The organism is Variovorax sp. YR216 (assembly GCF_900107745.1).
Lineage (GTDB): Bacteria > Pseudomonadota > Gammaproteobacteria > Burkholderiales > Burkholderiaceae_C > Variovorax.
Genome location: NZ_FNRO01000007.1, coordinates 24,379 through 43,653 on the forward strand (window position 1 = coordinate 24,379; position 19,275 = coordinate 43,653).

General features: G+C 66.4%; 17 protein-coding genes. 11 read left to right on the forward strand and 6 right to left on the reverse strand.

The genetic code is table 11. The features are described 5' to 3' along the window. Positions 1-8: 8 nt before the first annotated feature. The 3 genes from BLW05_RS19005 to ribB all read right to left on the reverse strand — a co-directional run bounded on the left by BLW05_RS19005 (position 9) and on the right by ribB (position 3,379). Positions 9-1,487 (reverse strand): aldehyde dehydrogenase, encoded by a 1,479-nt coding sequence (locus BLW05_RS19005; RefSeq protein ID WP_093165033.1) that lies wholly within the window; start codon positions 1,485-1,487, stop codon positions 9-11. Positions 1,488-1,613: 126 nt separating this feature from the next. After that, on the reverse strand, positions 1,614-2,693 hold the full coding sequence (locus BLW05_RS19010; protein ID WP_093165035.1) for a flavin reductase: 1,080 nt from the start codon (positions 2,691-2,693) through the stop codon (positions 1,614-1,616). After that, complete coding sequence (gene ribB / locus BLW05_RS19015) at positions 2,690-3,379, reverse strand: 3,4-dihydroxy-2-butanone-4-phosphate synthase (protein WP_093165036.1); 690 nt, start codon at positions 3,377-3,379, stop codon at positions 2,690-2,692. Before ribB ends, BLW05_RS19010 begins: the two co-directional genes overlap by 4 nt. A gap of 235 nt (positions 3,380-3,614) precedes the next feature. On the opposite strand from ribB, the gene BLW05_RS19020 reads away from it, so the two are divergent. From BLW05_RS19020 to BLW05_RS19070, 11 genes are all read left to right on the forward strand, one after another. Continuing rightward, on the forward strand, positions 3,615-4,976 hold the full coding sequence (locus BLW05_RS19020; RefSeq protein ID WP_093165038.1) for an LLM class flavin-dependent oxidoreductase: 1,362 nt from the start codon (positions 3,615-3,617) through the stop codon (positions 4,974-4,976). Then, positions 4,976-6,364: an acyclic terpene utilization AtuA family protein gene (locus BLW05_RS19025; RefSeq protein ID WP_256330384.1), complete on the forward strand. Its 1,389-nt coding sequence runs from the start codon at positions 4,976-4,978 to the stop codon at positions 6,362-6,364. Before BLW05_RS19020 ends, BLW05_RS19025 begins: the two co-directional genes overlap by 1 nt. Next, positions 6,361-6,672, forward strand: a complete 312-nt coding sequence (locus BLW05_RS19030; RefSeq protein WP_093165040.1) for a DUF4387 domain-containing protein — start codon at positions 6,361-6,363, stop codon at positions 6,670-6,672. The genes BLW05_RS19025 and BLW05_RS19030 overlap by 4 nt, the downstream gene beginning before the upstream one ends. Before the next feature lie 28 nt (positions 6,673-6,700). Further along, positions 6,701-8,107, forward strand: coding sequence for an MmgE/PrpD family protein (locus BLW05_RS19035; RefSeq protein ID WP_093165042.1), 1,407 nt, complete (start codon positions 6,701-6,703; stop codon positions 8,105-8,107). Positions 8,108-8,164: 57 nt separating this feature from the next. Continuing rightward, the gene (locus BLW05_RS19040) at positions 8,165-9,076 is read left to right on the forward strand and encodes a LysR family transcriptional regulator (RefSeq protein WP_093165044.1); all 912 of its coding nucleotides are present in this window, start codon (positions 8,165-8,167) and stop codon (positions 9,074-9,076) included. A gap of 146 nt (positions 9,077-9,222) precedes the next feature. Beyond that, positions 9,223-10,392, forward strand: coding sequence for an ABC transporter substrate-binding protein (locus BLW05_RS19045; RefSeq protein ID WP_093165327.1), 1,170 nt, complete (start codon positions 9,223-9,225; stop codon positions 10,390-10,392). A 12-nt stretch (positions 10,393-10,404) separates the two neighbouring features. Beyond that, positions 10,405-11,274 (forward strand): branched-chain amino acid ABC transporter permease, encoded by an 870-nt coding sequence (locus BLW05_RS19050; RefSeq protein WP_093165046.1) that lies wholly within the window; start codon positions 10,405-10,407, stop codon positions 11,272-11,274. Between the two features lies 1 nt (position 11,275). After that, positions 11,276-12,265, forward strand: a complete 990-nt coding sequence (locus BLW05_RS19055; protein ID WP_093165047.1) for a branched-chain amino acid ABC transporter permease — start codon at positions 11,276-11,278, stop codon at positions 12,263-12,265. Further along, complete coding sequence (locus tag BLW05_RS19060; protein WP_093165049.1) at positions 12,262-13,041, forward strand: ABC transporter ATP-binding protein; 780 nt, start codon at positions 12,262-12,264, stop codon at positions 13,039-13,041. The genes BLW05_RS19055 and BLW05_RS19060 overlap by 4 nt, the downstream gene beginning before the upstream one ends. Beyond that, positions 13,028-13,738, forward strand: coding sequence for an ABC transporter ATP-binding protein (locus BLW05_RS19065; RefSeq protein ID WP_093165050.1), 711 nt, complete (start codon positions 13,028-13,030; stop codon positions 13,736-13,738). The genes BLW05_RS19060 and BLW05_RS19065 overlap by 14 nt, the downstream gene beginning before the upstream one ends. A gap of 4 nt (positions 13,739-13,742) precedes the next feature. Then, positions 13,743-14,795, forward strand: a complete 1,053-nt coding sequence (locus BLW05_RS19070) for an amidohydrolase family protein (protein ID WP_093165052.1) — start codon at positions 13,743-13,745, stop codon at positions 14,793-14,795. A 416-nt stretch (positions 14,796-15,211) separates the two neighbouring features. Here BLW05_RS19070 and BLW05_RS19075 read toward each other — a convergent pair whose 3' ends face one another. The 3 genes from BLW05_RS19075 to BLW05_RS19085 are packed head-to-tail and all read right to left on the reverse strand — an operon-like array spanning position 15,212 to position 19,244. Continuing rightward, a complete protein-coding gene (locus tag BLW05_RS19075; RefSeq protein ID WP_093165053.1) occupies positions 15,212-16,177 on the reverse strand; it encodes a D-2-hydroxyacid dehydrogenase in 966 nt (321 codons plus the stop codon). 14 nt (positions 16,178-16,191) lie between these two features. After that, entirely contained in the window at positions 16,192-18,216 is a 2,025-nt protein-coding gene (gene tkt / locus BLW05_RS19080) for a transketolase (RefSeq protein ID WP_093165055.1), read from the reverse strand. Beyond that, a complete protein-coding gene (locus BLW05_RS19085; RefSeq protein ID WP_093165056.1) occupies positions 18,213-19,244 on the reverse strand; it encodes a TRAP transporter substrate-binding protein in 1,032 nt (343 codons plus the stop codon). Before BLW05_RS19085 ends, tkt begins: the two co-directional genes overlap by 4 nt. Positions 19,245-19,275: the final 31 nt, after the last annotated feature.

The window sequence follows — 19,275 nt, forward strand, 5'->3', positions numbered from 1 at the left end:
CTTGCGTGTCAGTTCTTGATCGCAAACGGATCGCGCTCGGCGTCCGAAAAATCGATCATCACGTTCTTCGTCGTGAGGTATTCCAGCAAGCCCGCTTCACCGCGTTCCCGGCCGATGCCGGATTCCTTGAAGCCGCCGAATGGCGCCTGCGCCGCCAGTGCGCGGTAGGTGTTGACCCACACGCTGCCCGCCTGGACCGCGCGGCTTACGCGCAGCACCCGCGAGATGTCGTTCGACCAGATGCCCGCGGCCAGCCCGAAGCGGCTGTCATTCGCCATCGCGATCGCCTCGGCCTCGGTATCGAAGGGAATGATCGCCAGCACCGGGCCGAAGATTTCCTCCTGCGCAAGGCGGCTCTCGTTGCGTACATCCGCGAAGACGGTCGGCTCGATGAAGTAGCCCGATTCGAGGCCCGGCCCGGTCGCGCGCCGGCCCCCGGTTACAAGTCGCGCACCCGACGCCCTGGCCTCTTCGATGGCGGCGAGGATGCGGCGGAACTGCGGCTCGTTGGCAACCGTGCCCATCTCGGTGGCATGGTCCAGGGGGTTGCCCATCCGGATCTCCGCCGCGCGCCGGGACACGCGGGCGACGACCTCGTCGTACACCCCGCGCTGCACCAGCAGCCGCGAGCCCGCCACGCAGGTCTGCCCTGTGGCGCCGAAGATGCCGGCGAGCGCGCCGACCACTGCCTTGTCCAGGTTTGCATCGTCGAAGATGATGTTCGGCGACTTGCCGCCGAGCTCGAGCGTGACGGGCACCAGCCGGCGGCCTGCGGCGGCCGCGATCTCGCGCCCCACGCCCGGGCTGCCCGTGAAGCTCACCTTGGCCACGCCCTGTGCATCCACCAGCGCCCGACCGGCTTCCACGCCACCGGTCACCACGTTGAAGACACCCTTCGGGAATCCAGCCTCTTCGACCAGCGCGGCGAACTCCAGGGTGGACACCGACGCATGTTCCGACGGCTTAACCACCACGCAGTTGCCGGTCGCCAGCGCCGGCGCGAGCTTGTTGGCGAGCAACGCCAGCGGCGAGTTCCAGGCGGTGATCAGGCCCACGACGCCATAGGGCTCATGCACCACATAGTCCAGCGTGTCGCGCTGGTCCAGCGGAATGTGCTGGCCGAAGAGCTTGTCGGCATAGCCCGCGAAGAAGCGAAGCTGGCGGCCGACCCACTTCATCTGCGAATGGGTTTCGCGGACGATCTTGCCGTTGTCGCTGCTCTCGATCGTCGACATGCGGTCGGCCGACGATTCGATGAGCGATGCCAGCTTGAGCATCAGCGCGGCACGCGCGACGCCCGAGGTCTGGCTCCACGTCTCGCGATACGCGCGCCGCGCGGCTGCCACGGCCAGCTCGACATCCTCGGCGCCCGCATCGGGAACTTCCGCCCACACCTCCCCCGTGTAGGGGTTAACGCTTGGTAGCCTGCGGCCACTGAGCGGCTCCACATAGCGGCCGTCGATGTAAAGGCCATATTTACGAATCACTGTCTCTCCTTGGTCTTGCTGAAACGGTCTGCTTGCCGCTGCGCTCTTGTGTGCGGCTGCACTGTAGTGGCGCAGCGTGCGCGCAGTCCAATATGGAATTCGTCTTTCAAAGATTCGGGAACGGAATCAGCCGTTCGATACGCGGCCGGTCTGTTCCAGCCGGGCGGTGAGCTTCCGGGCCGCGCGCGTGAGCGCCTGTGGAACCGGCCCGTCCCAGTCCGGCGAAAGGCGCTCGGCCTCGCATGTGGTCGACAGCGCGAGCACCATGTTTCCGTTGCCATCGAACACCGGCGCGCTGAAGGCGTTCACTGTGACCTGGTGTCGTGCGGAGGGCCCGTGCCCGATCACGCGCGCCAGCCCATGCTCCCGCGCCTCCGCGACACGCGAAGCGAACTGCCCTTCATCGGGGAAACCCGCAACCGTCCGGGCTTTGAACTCGTCCTCGACCGCGCGAGCCGTTCGCGCCGGGTCCATGAATGCCGCGAAGGCCAAGCCTGTGGCGGACTGGGTCAGGCTCACCACCACACCCGTCTGCAGATGCGGACTCACTGGGTTCTTCGAAGGCTCCCAGCGAACGATCGTCGGGCCGAGGTTTCCCCACACTGCGATGCCCACCGTCCGCTGGCCGATCTCCTCGCAGATGTCCACGAGCGCGGCGCCTGCGAGCCGCACGGCTTCGATCGACATGTCGGGATGCGCATCCCCCGCGCCCACGTAGCCGCCCAGGTCGTGCGCGAAAGTCATCGCATAGCGCCCGTTGCCGAAGGCCAGCGAGCTGCGGCCCGTGCGCTCGTACTTCTCGATGAGCCCCACGAAGATCGTGTGGTCGCCGCCCGGATAGGCCGCCACCTTGCGGCATTCCAGGTGCGCCGCCGTGCGCTCGATCACCGGCAGGCCCCCGATGCCTTCACGTACCGCGATGCCGCTGAACTTGTCCGGTCCCGATTTCGCGAACTGGTTCGCCACTTGGATCTGATCGTCCGCCATGATGTTCACGACGAAGCGCTCCGAGTCCCTGAACGCGGCATGGCTGCTCGACGTGTTGGATTGGCTCCACAGGATCAGAGGCGGGTCCAGCGACACCGAACTGAAGGAGTTCGCCGTCACGCCGTACGGTTGCCCCTGTTCATCCTTCGTCGTCACCACGGTCACACCGGTCGGGAAGGCCCCGAGCACTTGGCGAAGATTTCTGGGGTCGAGCTTCATTTCGAGATTCCTCCACAAGTAGCGTGCGGCGCATTCGCGCGCCGCCAGTCGATCAGTTGGGCGATGGTGATGATTGCGAGACCATGCGAGCGTGCGAAGCGGAAGAGATCGGGCCTGCGCGCCATCTCGCCGTCCTCGTTCACGATCTCGCACAACACGCCTGCGGGCTCGCGGCCTGCGAGGCGCACGAGGTCCTGTGCGGCTTCCGTGTGACCGGGCCGGACCATCACGCCGCCCGACCTGGCGCGCAGAGGAAAGACATGCCCCGGCCTCACGAAGTCGGCCGCCACCGAATGCGGGTCGGCCAGCGCACGCAGCGTGGCCGCGCGATCGGACGCCGAAATGCCCGTGCTGACACCCGTGCGCTTGTCGACGCTCACCGTGAAGGCGGTCTGGAACGACTCCGAGTTCTGCGCGACCATCGGCGGCAGTTGCAGGCGATCGGCCACGTCACCGGATATTGATACGCAGATCAGGCCACTGGTATGGCGCAGCATGAAGCCGATGCCCTCCGGCGTGATCGCGTCGGCCGCGACGATCAGGTCCCCTTCGTTCTCGCGCGATTCGTCATCGACCACGACCACGAACTCTCCACGCCCGATGGCGGCGATGGCCGAGTCGACGCTGTCGAACGTGTCGCTCGATGCTCCTTCTCTGCGGGGTCTGGATACACACCCTGTCTCCACAACGGTCTCCTTGACTGACGATGAACGCAGTCTAGGAATCGCTCGCACTTGCCGCCAATCGGCAACTTAAATGGAGCTATCCGTCCGCTGAATGGATGGCGCGTCGTGCGCTCGATCTATTCGCGGCGCCTATAGCTTCATCAAGGTCCGGAAATTGCCGCGTGGCGCCCTGGCATGAATACTCGTCCGGACCCCTCCAGCAGGGCTATCAGACGCTTCAAAGGAAGAGACCCTCATGCAATCCAACCCCCGTCAGATGACGCTCATCGCCTTCATGCAGGCGCAAAACTGCACGAACTACGCAGGTTCGTGGCGCCACCCTTCGAGCATGACCGACTACCTGTCGCCCGAGTACTACCAGCGCGTCGCGCGGACACTCGAAGAAGGCAAGTTCGACATGGCCTTCTTCGACGACCGTCTCGCGATGCCGGACATCTACGGCAACAGTCATCGCGACACCGTCAAGTACGGCGTGCGCGCCATCAAGCTGGAGCCGACCTCGGTGCTCATGGCGATGGCGATGGTCACGTCGAAGCTCGGCCTGGGCGCCACCTACTCCACCACCTACTACGAGCCGTTCCATGTCGCGCGCCTCTTCGCGACGCTCGACCTCATGACGAAGGGCCGAGTCGCGTGGAACGTCGTCACCTCGATGAACGATTCCGAGGCGGCGAACTTCGGCAAGTCGGAGCACCTGGAGCACGACCTGCGCTACGACCGCGCCGACGAGTTCATGGAAGTCGTCATGGGTCACTGGGACACCTGGCAGGACGACGCCATCGTGGCCGACAAGATCGAAGGCATCTTCGCGGACCCCGACAAGGTTCGCCGCCTCGACCATGAAGGCCAATTCTTCAAGTCGCGCGGACCGCTGTCGGTGCCGCGTTCGGCGCAAGGGCATCCCGTGATCCTGCAGGCCGGTCAAAGCGGCCGTGGCCTGGCCTTCGCCTCACGGTGGGCGGAGCTGGTGTTTGCCAAATACCCGACGCTCGAAAATGGGCGCAAGCAGTACAGGGCATTGAAGGACGGCATCGCGAGCGCGGGTCGCGATCCGGCCAGCGTTCGCATCGCCCCGGAGCTGAAGATCATCGTCGCCGAGACCGAGAGCCAGGCGAAGGAGAAGCGCGACTTCATCGCCAGCATGTCGCGCCCCATCGACGGCCTGACCATGATCGGCGAGACGCTCAACATCGACTTCTCGACTCGCCCGTACGACCAGCCGTTCACCGATGAAGAGCTTGCAGCGGTGTCGTGGCAGAGCCTGCGCGACAAGGTCATCCAGGTCAGCGGCAAGAAGAACCCCTCGGTGCGCGACTTCGTCGAGGCCTCGGGACGCGGCACGCTCAACGACGGCCCGTGCTTCGTGGGGACGGGCAAGCAGGTGGCCGACCAGATGGAGGAGTGGTTCAAGACGGCGTGCGACGGCTTCGTCCTGTCGGGTACGACGGTTCCGGGCACCTACGAAGACATCGTGCGGCTGGTGATCCCCGAACTGCAGAAGCGCGGCCTCTTCCGCAAGGAATACGCGGGATCGACCCTTCGCGAGAACGTGGGCCTGGCCCGGCCTCGCGCCGGCGACTGGCGTCGGAGCGCCTGATGCAGAAGCAGAACCCGACACCCGCTGTGCGGATGATGTCCGCGAGCGGCATCCTCGGCTACGGATTTCCGGAGGCGTCCCTCAAGGCCGCGCTCGAACGCAAGCCGCACATGATCGGCGTGGATGGCGGCAGCTCCGATCCGGGGCCGCACTACCTCGGCTCCGGCAAGACGCTCAACTCGCGCATGGCGATGAAGCGCGATCTCTCGCTGCTGCTGCGCGGCGCCATCGAGAACGGCATCCCGATGATGGTGGGCACTTGCGGCGGCGCGGGCGGCGATCCGCATCTGGATGCGTGCGCGGACATCATTCGCGAGATCGCGCGCGAGCATGGCCTGAGTTTCAAGATGGCGCTCATCCGCGCCGAGCAGGACAAGGGCTTTCTTCTTGAACAGCTCGAAGGCGAAAAGATCTCCCCGCTCGGCAACGCGCCGGCCTTGCAGGCGAGCGACATCGAATCCGCCGAGCGCATCGTCGCGATGATGGGCCCCGAGCCCTATCGCCAGGCGCTGGCCGCGGGCGCGCAGGTGATCCTCGGCGGCCGGGGCACCGACCCTGCGCCATGGGTCGCGCTGGCCATGCACCACGGCTTGCCGCCGGCGCCCGCCTGGTACGCGGGCAAGATGCTCGAATGCGCATGCAACGCAGCGATCCCGAAGAAGCACGACTGTCTTCTGGTGACCGTCGGCGAAGACTATGTGGAGGCCGAACCGCTCAATCCGGAACTGCGCTGCACGCCGATGTCCGTGGCGGTGCAGGCGCTGCACGAGAACGCAAGCCCCGTCATCCGCTATGAACCCGGCGGCATCGTCGACACCACCCACTGCAAGCTCGAACCGGTCAGCGACCGCGTGGTGCGCATCACCGGCATGGCGTGGAAGCCCACGCCGTACACCGTCAAGCTCGAAGGCGCGCGGCGCGTGGGCTTCAGTGCCTTCACCATCGCCGCGACGCGCGACCCGGGGCTGATCGGGCAGTTCGACAGCTTCCTGGAATTCGTCCACGGCTCCACCGCCACGAAGGTGAAGGCGCTCGGGATCTCGCCCGACCAGTACCGCCTGGTGGTCCGCGTCTACGGACAGGACGGCGTCATGGGCAACTGGGAGCCGAACAAGGACGCCCTTCCGATCGAACTGCCGCTCATCGCCGAAGTCGTCGCCGACACGCAGGAGATCGCCAATGCGGTGCTCTCGCTCGCGCGGGTGACGCTGTTGCATTCGGACTTCCCGGGCCGGATGTGCAGGGAGGGCAACATGGCCTTTCCCTTCTCTCCCTCGGATGTCGAGCGCGGCGCGATCTACGAGTTCATGCTGCAGCATGTGCTCGCGACCGACGACCCGCTCGGCATGTTCCCGATCGCATACGAACAAGTCGGAGGTGCTGCATGACACGGCTGAAAGACATCGCCAAGGCCTGCAAGAGCAAGAATGCGGGGCCGTTCCACGTCACGCTGGACATCATGTTCGACGACGCACGGCTGTTCGAGCGTGTGCGCGCCACTGGCGTGATCCGGCCCGATCTGATCGCGACGCTGTACGGCGTCCCGGTGGAATCCGTACAGTTCACCGAGTACGCGCCGGCGCTCGCATGGAAAGCGACCATTCCGCGGCGCATCGCGTCCGGCGCGGTCGGCGACACCGATGTGTATGGCGCGCAGCAGCATGCGCCGCTGCTCGACATCGATGTGCCGATCTAATCTTCAGACACCCATCACCTTTGCATTCATGAACGCTGCTACATCCACCCCGGCCACGCAGGAGAACATCGCCGGCCAACTGGCCCGCTTTGCCGCGGGCCTTCGCGTGACGGACATCCCCGAGGCCGTCCAAACCAAGTCGGTGCATCACATCCTCGACGGCATCGGACTGGCTTTCGCGTCGCACCACTTTCCGTTCGCGGCGCCGGGCCTCGCCGGCATCGCCGCCGCGGGAGGCACCGGCGAGGCCAGCGTCATCGGCAGCGCGCTGCGGCTCTCCGCGCGCGATGCCGCGATGGCGAACGGCTACCTGCTTCACGGGCTCGACTTCGACGACACCCATCCGGCCAGCATCGTGCACCCCACGGTCGCCTGCCTCCCCGCCGCGCTGGCGGTGGCCGAAACGCAGAATGCCACCTGGGGTGAACTGATCGAAGCCTATGCGGCGGGCATGGAGACATGTATCCGCCTCGGCCAGGCGGTGCATGGCGGCTTCCACCACTCAGGCTTTCACGCCACCGGCCTCGTTTCGCATTTCAGTTCGGCGGTGGTGGCGGGCAAGCTCCTCGGCCTGTCGGCCGAGCAGATCGTCGGCGCGCAAGGCATTGCGGCCAGCACCTCGTCGGGTGTGCAGGTGTTCCTGGAGAACGGCGCGTGGACCAAGCGCATGCATCCAGGCTGGGGTGCGCTCGCCGGCATCACCGCGGCGTACCTGGCGCGCAACGGGTTCGCGGCGCCGGTGCGGCCTTACGAGGGCCGGTTCGGCTTCTTCGAAACGCACATGCAGGCCCATCTGGACGAGGTGGACTTCGCATCCATCGGCGAGGGCCTCGGCAGCCGCTGGGCCATGCTCGACACCTCCATCAAGCCCTACCCGGTCTGCCACTTCATTCATGGCTGCGCGGAGGCCGCGCTGCAACTCCACGCCGCGATCGGCCCCTCCGCGACGATCGCGCGCGTGACCTGCGAGCTGCCCGAGGCCACGATCCCCATCGTGGCGGAACCCGCGGCGGCCAAGGCGATTCCACGCAGCGACTACGAAGCGAAGTTCAGCGCGCCTTTCGTGGTCGCCGCCTGCCTGCTGCGCGGCCGCTTCGGTCTCGCGGAGCTGGAGGACGCGAGCCTGGCCGACCGTGCCACCTTGGACCTGACGCAACGCATCACCTGCATCGTGGAGAAGGACTCACAGTTCCCGAAGCACTTCTCGGGCGCAGTCACGGTGGAACTCGCATCGGGCGAGACCCTTACCCGCCGGGTGCCGGTCAACCTCGGCAGCGGCGAACGCGCCCTCGGCCGCGACGACATCATTGCCAAGTTCCACGGCACGGCCGGGATCGTGTTGCCTGAAGCCCGCCTCGGGAAGGTGCTCGACACGGTGTTGTCCGCATCGCCTTCGACCAAGGTTCGCACCATCACTGAAACGTTGCGGGGATAGCCCGGGGCCGGCGGCTCGCGAGCATGCCTTTTGGTATGCTCGCCGCCCGAGGCCACCTTGAGCAGACATCCCCAGCTACGTTTTCATTTGCCGGAACTCGAAACCTTTCTGGTGGTTCTCGAGGAAGGCAGCTTCAGTCGCGCCGCAGAGCGCCTGTGCATCTCCCAGCCCTCGGTGTCGAGCCGGGTCAAGCGTCTGGAAGAGGTGCTGCGCGTCAAGCTGATCGAGCGCAATCCGCGCAGCGTCAATGCCACCGAAGACGGCGAACTGTTGCGAACAGCGGCCCAGGAGGCGCTTTCAGGCCTGTATACCGTGCTGCGCCAGTTCCGCGAACGATCCGAAGCGGCGCGCAACCGTGTGGTGGTCGCCGCCACGCCCATGCTCGCGGCCACCTTTCTTCCCGGCATCATTCACTCGTACGCCCAGCGCTTTCCCGACGTGGACGTCGTGCTGAAGGACATGCCCTTCGAGGTCCTCCTGAAGACGATCGGCGACGGCGCAGCCGACATCGGCGTCACCGCCATGGATGGTGACTACGACAACCTGCAGTTCCAGGCGCTGGCTGCGGAGCCCGTGGTGCTCGTCGTGCCTGCCAAGCATCCGCTTGCGAATGAGGCACGCATCACCATCGATCAGATCCTCGGCCTTCGCCTGATCTTCCTCGACCGCTACACCACGATGCGCGAGCGGCTGGCCGGCGAGTTCGCGCGGCGCGGCGCGACGATGAACGCATCGACGGCTTCCACCTTGCCGACCCTCATGGGCATGCTCGACACCGGCAGCTGCGTCGCGTTCCTCCCGCGATCGATGGCCCAGGTCAACGCGCGCGAGTCGCGATCGATCGTCGAACTCGCGGACTTCGAGGCCGTGCGCAGCTACGGCAGCATCGTGGCGCGGCGCGTGGTGCCCACGGCGGCCGTCAAGAGTTTTCGCGATCACCTGCATCGCGAGTTCTCGCCGCTGATCTGACCCTCGCGGGGCGCAATGCCTCGAATGCATCGTCCGCAGCGGCCCATGTATTCGCCGCTGCAATAGATCCATCCACACTGTCAATTGTTCATCCCGTGCTCCCACGGAAAGAATCGACCGCGATTCCAAACTTTCCAGGAGACATGATGAATCGATTCACTCTCGGTGCACTCGCGGCAGTGCTGTCTGGCGTTACGCTGCACGCCTCTGCGCAGGAGACGCTCAAGCTCGGCGCACTGGTCACGTTGTCCGGTCCCGGCGCTGCATGGGGCCAGGCCATGAAGAATGCCGCCGAACTCGCGGCCGACAAGGTCAACGCGGCGGGCGGCCTGGAGGTCGGCGGCAAGAAGTACAAGGTCGAGATCGTCGCCTACGACGACAAGTACCAGGCAGGCGAGGCGGTGACGGTCGCGAACCGCCTGGTCTTCGAGGACAAGGTCAAGTACATGATCGGCCCCACGGGATCGGCACCGACGCTGGCCGTGCAGCCGATCACCGAGAAGAACGAGGTCATCACCTCCACGCTGGGCTTCACCAACAAGGCGCTCGGCACCGACAAGCCCTTCAGCTTCCGCCCGGTCATCACGACGCTGGAGTTCTCCGAGCCGCAGATCGCGTGGCTCGTCAAGCAGCACGGCGTGAAGAAGGTCGGCGGCCTGTTCCCGAACGACGAGTCCGGCCAGGTGATCGCGCGCGATCTCGAAGCGGCCTATCGCAAGGCCGGCGGCGACATGGTCGCCAAGGAATTCTTCGAGCGCGAGCGCGTCGACTTCGTGCCGCTGCTGACGCGCGTGCTCGCACGCGGCATCGACACGATCGAGCTCGACGGCAACGCGCCGGGCACGGCCGGCCTCATCGCCAAGCAGGCGCGCGAGCTGGGCTTCAAGGGCAAGATCGTGCGCACCGGCGGCCCGGCCACCGCGGAGATCCTGAACGTCGCGGGCAAGGAGGTCGTCGAAGGGATGATGGTCCACGCGGTGCTCGACCCCGCAGCACCTGCGACGCGCGGCTACATCGAAGGCTACGTCGCGAAGTACAAGACCGCGCCGAACGGCTTCAGCCCCTCGTACTACGACTTCACCAACATGCTGTTCGAGGCCATGCGCCGCGCCGGCACCGTGACTGACAGCGGCAAGGTGAGGCAGGAACTCGAGAAGCTCGGCAGCTACAACGGCGTGCTCGGCACGCTCAAGTGGACCGGCAAGGCCAACTACGGCGTCGATCACCAGCTCGCCGTGCCCTTCTACATCGCCGAGATCAAGAATGGCGTGGAAGTCGTGCGTGCCCGCTGCACGGTGGCGGACGGCTGCAACTGAAGCGCGACTCCCATGGACTGGCAAATACTCATCGGCCAGGCGACGATCAACGGCCTGGTCGTCGGCCTTCTGTACCTGCTGATGGCGGTGGGGTTCACCCTCGTCTTCGGCGTCATGCGCATGGTGAACTTCGCGCACGGCGAGTTCTACATGCTCGGCGCCTTCGCTGCCTATGCACTGGTGGTCAAGCTTTCCATGCCGTTCCTGCTCGCGGTGGCGATCAGCGTGGTGCTGGCCATCGTGTTCGGGAGCCTGATCGAATGGCTGATCCTCAAGCCGTTCCGCAAGGACGAGCTCAACGGGATGATCGTCACCATCGGGCTCGCGTTGATCCTGCAGAACGCAGCGCTGATGCTCTTCGGGGCGGATCCGCTGTCGATGCCCTCGATCGCTTCCGGGGCGACCACGGTCCTCGGCATCACAGTGGCCAACTCGCGGCTGGTGGTCGTGATGTTCGCGGTCGCGGTGCTGCTGGTGCTCTATGCGTTCCTGCGTCACTCACCGGCCGGGCGCGGACTGCGCGCGGTCGTGGAAGACGCGGAAATCGCGGCCATTCAAGGCGTCAAGCCCCGTCTCTACTATCCGCTCGGGTTCGGCATCGGCGTGGGCCTTGCCGCCATCGCCGGGGCCCTGATGGCGCCTCTGTTCTCGGTGTCGCCCTTCATGGGCCAGACGCCGCTCCTGAAGGCCTTCATGGTGGTGATCCTGGGTGGGCTCGGGAGCATTCCGGGCGCCGCCATCGCAGGCCTCTGCCTCGGCTTGCTCGAGAGCTATTCGACACTGTTCCTCAGCAGCAGTACCGCCGACATGCTCATCTTCGTGCTCGTCGTGGTCGGGATGCTGGTGTTTCCGCGCGGCCTGATCGGCCGGGGAGAAGCCTGAAATGAGTTCGTCATTCATCGAACGCACGCTCCCGGCGCCGGCAGGCGCTTTCGCGACGCGGAACCGCTGGGCGGTGCCCGTCGCCGTCACCGGACTCCTGCTGGCCGCATGGCCCTGGATCGCGGGCCAGTTCGTGCTGCACCTGGCGATCCTGGTGTGCATCAACATCGTGATCGTCAACGGCCTGTCGCTCATCGACCGGTGCGGACAACTCTCGTTCGGACACTCCGCGCCGGTTGCGCTCGGGGCCTACACCACGGTGCTGCTGTCGTCATCGCTGGGACTCGGTTCCGTGATGTCGGCGGTGCTCGCACTGCTGGTCGTCGGCGTCGTCACCGGCCTGCTGGGATGGGTGATCCTGCGTCTGCGCGGCGTCTATTTCGTGCTGGTGACGTTCGCCTTCGCGGAACTCGTACGACTGGTTCTGCTGGATGCCACGTCGATCACCGGCGGAGCGAGCGGCATCGCGGCCATTCCTCCGTTGCAGGTGGCAGGCATCGCATTCGACTCGCGCGAACGCTTCTACCTGCTGGCCCTCGCGCTCGCCGCCGGCTCGGTGATGCTGATGGTCTGGCTGTTCCGCAGGCCGTTGGGGCATGCAATGAACGCGGTGGCCGCGAATCCGCTGCTCGCCGAGGCCAGCGGGCTGAGCGTGCTGCGCACGCAGGTCGTCGCGTATGTGGGGGGGTCGATGCTCGCCGGCCTCGGCGGTGTGCTGACGGTACGGTACATCGGCTTCATCTCGCCGGAGTCGTTCAACACCGGCGTGTCTGTCGCGCTCATCACCATGCTTGTCATCGGCGGACGCAAGTCGCTCTATGGCCCCGTCCTCGGCGCGCTGGTGCTGACACCGCTGCCCGAGTTGTTCCGCGGCGCGGTGCAGACGCAGCACATGTTCTACGGCGCGGCTCTGATCGTGATCCTGCGTTTCCTGCCGGGCGGCATCGCCAGCGTGCTGCCGATCAAGCGAAAGAAGGGAGAGTCCCAATGAGCGGCCTTCTGGAAGTCAAGGGCCTGGCGAAGCACTTCGGCGGCCTGGCCGCAGTGAAGGACCTGTCGTTCTCGATCGGCAAGGGACAGATCGCCGGCCTCATCGGCCCCAACGGCGCGGGAAAGACCACGGCGTTCAACACGATCAGCGGCGCTCTGACGCCCACGCGCGGGCAGGTCCGGTTCAACGGCACGGACATCACCGGCCAACGTACCAGCGCCATCGTGGCGTGTGGTCTGGCTCGGACCTTCCAGTCGACGACCACCTTCGCGGAGGAAAGCGTCGAGCGAAACATCGAGTACGCGCTGCTCTCGCGCATCCGGGGCGCCGCGCCGCAGGTTCTCATGGGCCGCAAGACCGGACTCGTCTCGCCGGCCGAGGTGCGGGCGGAGATCGACCGGATCATCGCCATCGTCGACATGCAGAACTGGCGGCATGCGATCGCGGGCACCCTGCCGTACGGCCTGCAGAAGAAGCTGGGCATCGCCATCGGCCTGGCGACCCAGCCGCTCATGCTTCTCATGGACGAGCCCGCGGCGGGCCTCAATCACGAAGAGTGCAACGAGCTGACGCGCCTGCTGCGGCGCCTGCGCGACGAGCAGGGCCTGACCATCCTGCTGGTCGAACACCACATGGCGATCGTGATGGAGGTGTGCGAGCGCATCGTCGTGCTGGTGCACGGCGAGAAGATCGCCGAGGGTTCGCCGGATGAGTTGCGCGTCAACCCTGCAGTGATCGAAGCCTACCTGGGAGCCCCCGAATATGCCCACGCTTGAAGTACAGAAGCTCTGCGTTCACTACGGCCAGTTGCAGGCCGTGCGCTCGGTGGACTTCCAGGTCGGCAAGGGCGAGCTGGTCGCGCTGATCGGCTCCAATGGCGCAGGCAAGAGCAGCACGCTCAAGGCGGTGGCGGGTCTGGTCCATGCGACTGGCGGGACGATCCGGCTCGACGGTGAAGAGATCCAGCGCCTTTCGCCGGAGCAGCGCGTGCTGCGCGGCGTGTCGCTGTCGCCGGAAGGTCGTCGTCTGTTCGGCCGGATGACGGTGCTGGAGAACCTGCTGATCGGCGCGCATACGGTGAAGTCCGCCGCCAGGCGTTCGGAGACGCTGCATCTGGTGTATGAGCTCTTTCCGCGCGTGCACGAGCGCAGGTCCCAACTCGCCGGTTCGCTGTCCGGCGGCGAGCAGCAGATGGTGGCGATCGGTCGTGCGCTGATGGCGCAGCCCAAGTTGCTGATGCTCGACGAGCCTTCGCTCGGGATCGCACCCAAGGTCGTCGCGGAGATCGCGGATGCCATACGCCGGCTCAATCGCGATGGCATGTCCATCGTTCTCGTCGAGCAGAACGCCCGACTGGCGCTCAGGCTCGCCCACAACGCCTATGCGCTCGAACACGGCGAGGTCGTCATGTCCGGCAAGGGCGATGAACTGCTCGACGATCCCTTCGTGCGCAAGGCCTACCTTGGTGTCTAGTCGCATGGACGCAATCACCTCATCCCCCGAGCTTCGCCTCGTCCAGCATCGCCAGCCCGACGCGGAATGGCTCCTTGCCAGCCGCGAGGAGGCCATCGAGCCCGCGCTCGAAATCATCGACGCGCACCACCACTTCTCCGAGCACTGGGGCGGGTACATGCCGCAGGACTTGCTCGAAGACGGCGCGGGCCACAACTTCATCGCCACCGTCTACATCCAGTGCGGCTGGCAATACAGGGCCACGGGACCGGACGCATTGAAACCGGTGGGCGAGACGGAAGCCGTGGTCGAGGTCACGCGTGAGTGCGCCTGGCCTTCGGCGAGGACCCGCGTGGCGGCAGCCATCGTGGGCTATGCGGACTTGCGCCTCGGCGCCGCAGTCGATGAAGTCCTCGAAGCGCAGCGGGCGGCCGGGCAGGGCAGGTTCCGGGGCATCCGCAACAGCGGTGCATTCCACGCCGGGTTCAGGCATGGCGTGTTGCCGCGACCGATGCCGGGCCTCTACGCGGACCGGGCCTTTCGCGAGGGGTATGCGCGCCTGTCGAGGCACGGGCTCAGCTTCGACGCCTGGATCTATCACCCGCAGATCGACGAAGTGGTGGACCTGGCGCGCGCATTTCCCGATACACCCCTGGTCCTCGACCACATCGGCGGCATCCTCGGCGTCGCGGACTACGAGGGCCGGCCCGACCTGGCGTGGCGCGAGTGGCTGCCTTCGATGAAGCGGCTTGCGCAGTGTCCCAACGTGTCGGTCAAGATCGGTGGATTGGGCACGGCCGTCTTCGGGTTCGACTTCGCGTCGCGGCCCTCGCCGCCGGGTTCGCTCGAGCTCGCGAATGCGTGGCGGCCGATGGTGGAGACCACACTGGAACTGTTCGGGACCGAACGGTGCATTTTCGAGAGCAATTTCCCGGTCGACCGCAGCTCGGCGTCGTACGGGGTGGTCTGGAACGCGCTGAAGCGCCTCGCGGCGGGCTGCAGTGCGCAGGAGAAACGGATGCTGTTCCGGGACAACGCCGCGCGCATCTACGGGATCGAGCTCGTGCACTCGATTTGAAAGTGTCTCGCAGCGCAGACGATCAGTTGCTGCGAAAACAGCCGTCGCGCAATCACGCCCTCGGCAGGTGAGGGGCCCACGCGGAATCCGCGTCTCGGTCAGACCGCTACTTTGGGGATTGCCAGAATCGCCAGAAGGGCCGCTTGCGTGCAGCAAGCGGCTCCAGCGTCGCCCTCGTCGTGGTCCCGCTGCCGAAGCGTCGCCGCACTTCGCGTTCGTGATCGTGGGCGGGTCCCCGTGCGTCTCCATGACCGCGCAATGCCAACAGGCGGAGTTGGTGTGCGCGCTCGAGGAGGTCCTCGTCGGAAAGTTTTCCTGGCTCGGTCATCATGATGATGCGATTTTGCAGTGGTTGCCACGCCCGGATCCCTGCCGACATCGGCCCGATCGCGCCGCCCGTCGGGAAGCCGGCCGGTTCAATAGGCGCCTAGGATCAGGTTCGCCGGCCTGCCGGCGACGAAGCTTTCGATGTTGCCGATCAACTGATCGGCCAGCGCCTGCTGTGCCTCGTCGGACGCCCATGCCACATGCGGCGTGAGTATCACGTTGTGGCGCGAAGCCGCGCGCATCAGCGCGTTGTCGGGCGATGGTGGCTCACCGTCGACGACGTCGAAGCCCGCACCGCTGATGAGCCCCGCATCGAGGGCACGCACCAGGTCGGCTTCGTCGACGAGTCCGCCGCGCGCGGTGTTGACGATCAGCGGGCGGCGCTTCATGGCCTCGAACTCGGGCATCGCGATCATGCCGCGCGTGTCCTTCGTCAGCGGCGAATGCAGGGTGATGACGTCGCTGGTTTCCAGGACCTCTTGCCAGGGCGTGTACAACGGCCCCAGTCCGCTCTTGCCCTTGTGGGCGGCAAAGAGTGGCACCATGCTGAACGCGCGGGCCAGTTCGGCGACACGCTGGCCAAGCACGCCTTCGCCGATGATGCCCAGCCTCGCGCCCGCGAGGTCGCGGATCGGGTGGTCGAAGAAGCAGAACTGCCCCGACTCCTGCCAGCGGCCGCGGAGCACGGATTCGCGGAAGGCGACGAGGTTGCGCCGCAGTGCGAGGATGAGCGCAAAGGTGTGCTCCGGCACCGTGTTGATGGCGTAGCCGCGGATGTTGACGACCGCGACGCCGCGCGCCTGGCAGGCCGCCTTGTCGACGCAGTCGGTGCCGGTGGCCGCCACCGCGACGAGGCGCAGCGCGGGCAGGCGCTCCAGCGTGGCCGCGGTGATCGGCGCCTTGTTGGTGATGGCGATGCTCGCGCCCTCCAGGCGCTCGGCGACCTCGTCGGGCGTCGTGCAGGCGTGTTCCACGTACTGGTGCTCGAAGTTCGGCCGGCGCAGCTGGATCTGCGGCGCGATGGTCGCGCGGTCCAGGAAAACGATTCTTTGCATGTCGGTGTCTCGATTCAGTTGCTGGGTTGCAGGCAGCGCTTCGCCTCGGCGACCACCGCCGAGGGCACGATGCCGAAGTGCGCGTACAGCTCGTCGGCGGGCCCGGACGCGCCGAAGCCAGCCATGCCGATAAATCCGCCGCGCTCGCCCAGGTAGCGGTCCCATCCGAAGCGCACCGCAGCTTCGACGGCCACGCGGACGCCGCCCTGCGGCAGCACGGAAGCCCGGTAGGCGGCGTCCTGCGCATCGAAGAGCTCCCAGCAAGGCATCGATACCACTGCGGTGGGCACGCCCTGCGCCTGCAGCAGTTCGCGCGCCTGCAAGGCGATCGCCACCTCGGAGCCGGTGGACATGAGCGTCACCTGTCGCGGGCCGCCTTCGGCTTCGGCCAGCACGTAGCCGCCGCGGCGCGAGAGGTTCTCGGCCAGATGCGTGCGCCGCACGAGTGGCAGCGCCTGTCGCGCGAAGACCATCGTGACAGGACCGCTGCGGTGTTCCAGCGCAAGCTCCCAGCACTCGGCGGCCTCGACGGCATCCGCGGGACGCAGCACCAGCATGTTGGGCATGGCACGCAGCGAGGCCAGGATCTCCACCGGCTGGTGCGTCGGGCCGTTCTTGCCGACGCCGATGGAGTCATGGCTGAACACGAACTTCACCGGCAGGCCCATCAACGCCGCCATGCGCATGGCGGGTCGCTCGTAGTCCGAGAAGGCGAGGTAGGTGACGGCCAGCGGAATGACACCGCCATGCGCGGCCATGCCGTTGGCCATGGCACCCATCAGGTGTTCGCGCACGCCGCAGTGCACATACGCGCCGCTGCGATCGGCCGGAGTGAAGGCCGCGAGGCGACGTTTGTGGCTGGTCGGCGCCTCGAGGTCGGCGCAGCCCACCATGCGCTCGGGCAACACGTCCGTGAGCAGGTCGTTGATCTCCGCCGAGATCATGATGCCGGCGGTCGAATCATTGCGCTGCGTGGCTTGCCGCTTGTAGGCGAGCAGTGTCTCGCGCCAGCCGTCGGGCAGTTCGCCGGCAATGACGCGATCGAACTCTGCGCGCTCGGCGGGCGAGAGCGCAGCGTGCCGTGCCTTCCACGCCGCGTGCTTTTCTGCGCTCCGGCAGCCGGCATCGCGCCAGGGCTGCAGCACCGACGCCGGCACCTCGAACGGCGCATGAGGCCAGTCGAGTTCCTTGCGGGCGATGTCCGCGTCTTCGGGATGCAGCCGCCCGCTGTGGCCGCCGCGCTGGCCCTGCAGCCGCGCAAGGCCGCGTGCGATCACTGTGCGGCAAGCAATCATCGACGGGCGAGGGTCGAGCTTCGCGGCAGCCAATGCGGCCGAAACCGCTTCGAGATCGTGGCCGTCAACTTCGATCACGTGCCAGTCCGCCACGCGAAAGCGCTCTGCCACGTTCTCGCTGATGGACAAGGCCGTGCTGCCGTCATCGGTGATGCGGTTGTCGTCCCACAGCAGCACCAGCTTGCCCAGGCGCAGATGTCCGGCCAGCGAGATCATTTCCTGGCCGATGCCCTCCTGCAGGCAGCCGTCGCCGACGAAGGCGTAGGTGTGGTGGTCGACCAGCCCGCTGCCGAAGCGCGCGTTGAGGTAGGCCTCTGCCACCGCCATGCCGAAGGCGTTCGCGATGCCCTGGCCCAAGGGGCCGGTGGTCACCTCGATGCCATGCTCGGGTGCGATCTCGGGGTGGCCTTCGCAGCGCGAGCCCATCTCGCGAAAGCGCTGCACCTGGTCTATCGAGATCGCCTCGTAGCCCGTCAGGTAGAGCAGCGCGTAGAGCAGCATCGATCCGTGGCCGTTCGAGAGAACGACGCGGTCGCGATCAGCCCACGTCGGGTCTGACGGCAGGAACTTCAGGTGACGCGTGTACAGCGCGGTGGCGATCTCGGCCATGCCGAGCGGCACGCCTTGGTGCCCTTCGCCCGCACGCACGATGGCATCGATCGCGAGAAAGCGGATCGCGTTGGCAAGCTGTGACAACGCAGGCTTGGCCACAGCGTCGGCACTCGGGGCAAGCACCGCACTCATGCGAGCGACCCTGCACTTTCTTCAAGCAGCTTCCATGCATCTTCGCCAAACTTGCCGCGCCAGTCCTTGTAGAAGGTGGTCTTGGCGAGCGTGGCCTTGAACGCCTTCTTGTCGGGCTCGATGAACTGGAGGCCCTTGGCCTGCAGATCGCCGCGCAGCGACTTGCTGAGCGCGGCGATGTCGGCGCGCTCGTCATCGGCGGACTTGTCGAACTCGCGGAAGACGATCTCCTGGATGTCCTTGGGCAGGCGGTCCACGGCCTTGCGATTGCCGAGGATCCAGTACGCGTCCCACACATGGTTGCTCAGGCTGCAGTACTTCTGCACTTCGTACAGGCGCGCCGTGGCGATGATCGCCAGCGGGTTCTCCTGGCCTTCGACCAGCTTGGTCTGCAGCGCCGAATACACCTCGTTGAAGTTGATCGGCGTCGGGCTGGCGCCCAGCGCGGTGAACAGCGTCGAGAGCATCGGGGCCGAGGGCACCCGCAACTTCAGGCCCTTCAGGTCGTCGGGGGTGTTGATGGGCTTGGTGGACGTCGTGATCTGGCGGAAGCCGTTGTCCCAGGGCTTGGACATGGTGAGCAGGCCCACCTTCTCGATCTGGCCGCGCACATACTTGCCGAGTGGGCCGTCCATCGCCTTCCACACCTGGTCGTAGTCGGTGAAGGCGAAGCCGGTGTTGACGATGCCGGCCGCCGGTACCAGCGTCGACAGGACCGAGCTGGCCTGGTTGAAGAACTCCACGCCCCCGTTGCGCACCTGCGCCAGCAGGTCCGTGTCCGAACCCAGCTGGTTGGCCGGGAACAGGCGGATCTCCAGGCGCCCCTTGGTCGCTTCCTTGATGCGCTCGATGGCTTCCTGCGCGCGCTTGTTGACGGGGTGGCTGGGGTCCTGTCCGGTGGCCAGCTTGTAGGTGAATTCGGCCGCATGCGCGCGCCGCGGCAGCATGGCGACGAGGGGCAGGGCGGCGGCGCCGGCCAGGCATTGCCGACGGGTCAGACTCACTCGCGAGGTTTCGGGCTTGGTCATCGTTTGTCTCCGTAGGGGTTGTGTGAAGCAG

Bases quoted from the DNA above. Each gene is read 5' to 3' on its own strand.
- BLW05_RS19010 (WP_093165035.1), bottom strand. From the start codon at position 2,693: ATGAAGCTCGACCCCAGAAATCTTCGCCAAGTGCTCGGGGCCTTCCCG.
- BLW05_RS19020 (WP_093165038.1), top strand. From the start codon at position 3,615: ATGCAATCCAACCCCCGTCAGATGACGCTCATCGCCTTCATGCAGGCG.
- BLW05_RS19025 (WP_256330384.1), top strand. From the start codon at position 4,976: ATGCAGAAGCAGAACCCGACACCCGCTGTGCGGATGATGTCCGCGAGC.
- BLW05_RS19030 (WP_093165040.1), top strand. From the start codon at position 6,361: ATGACACGGCTGAAAGACATCGCCAAGGCCTGCAAGAGCAAGAATGCG.
- BLW05_RS19035 (WP_093165042.1), top strand. From the start codon at position 6,701: ATGAACGCTGCTACATCCACCCCGGCCACGCAGGAGAACATCGCCGGC.
- BLW05_RS19045 (WP_093165327.1), top strand. From the start codon at position 9,223: ATGAATCGATTCACTCTCGGTGCACTCGCGGCAGTGCTGTCTGGCGTT.
- BLW05_RS19050 (WP_093165046.1), top strand. From the start codon at position 10,405: ATGGACTGGCAAATACTCATCGGCCAGGCGACGATCAACGGCCTGGTC.
- BLW05_RS19055 (WP_093165047.1), top strand. From the start codon at position 11,276: ATGAGTTCGTCATTCATCGAACGCACGCTCCCGGCGCCGGCAGGCGCT.
- BLW05_RS19060 (WP_093165049.1), top strand. From the start codon at position 12,262: ATGAGCGGCCTTCTGGAAGTCAAGGGCCTGGCGAAGCACTTCGGCGGC.
- BLW05_RS19065 (WP_093165050.1), top strand. From the start codon at position 13,028: ATGCCCACGCTTGAAGTACAGAAGCTCTGCGTTCACTACGGCCAGTTG.
- BLW05_RS19070 (WP_093165052.1), top strand. From the start codon at position 13,743: ATGGACGCAATCACCTCATCCCCCGAGCTTCGCCTCGTCCAGCATCGC.
- BLW05_RS19075 (WP_093165053.1), bottom strand. From the start codon at position 16,177: ATGCAAAGAATCGTTTTCCTGGACCGCGCGACCATCGCGCCGCAGATC.
- tkt (WP_093165055.1), bottom strand. From the start codon at position 18,216: ATGAGTGCGGTGCTTGCCCCGAGTGCCGACGCTGTGGCCAAGCCTGCG.
- BLW05_RS19085 (WP_093165056.1), bottom strand. From the start codon at position 19,244: ATGACCAAGCCCGAAACCTCGCGAGTGAGTCTGACCCGTCGGCAATGC.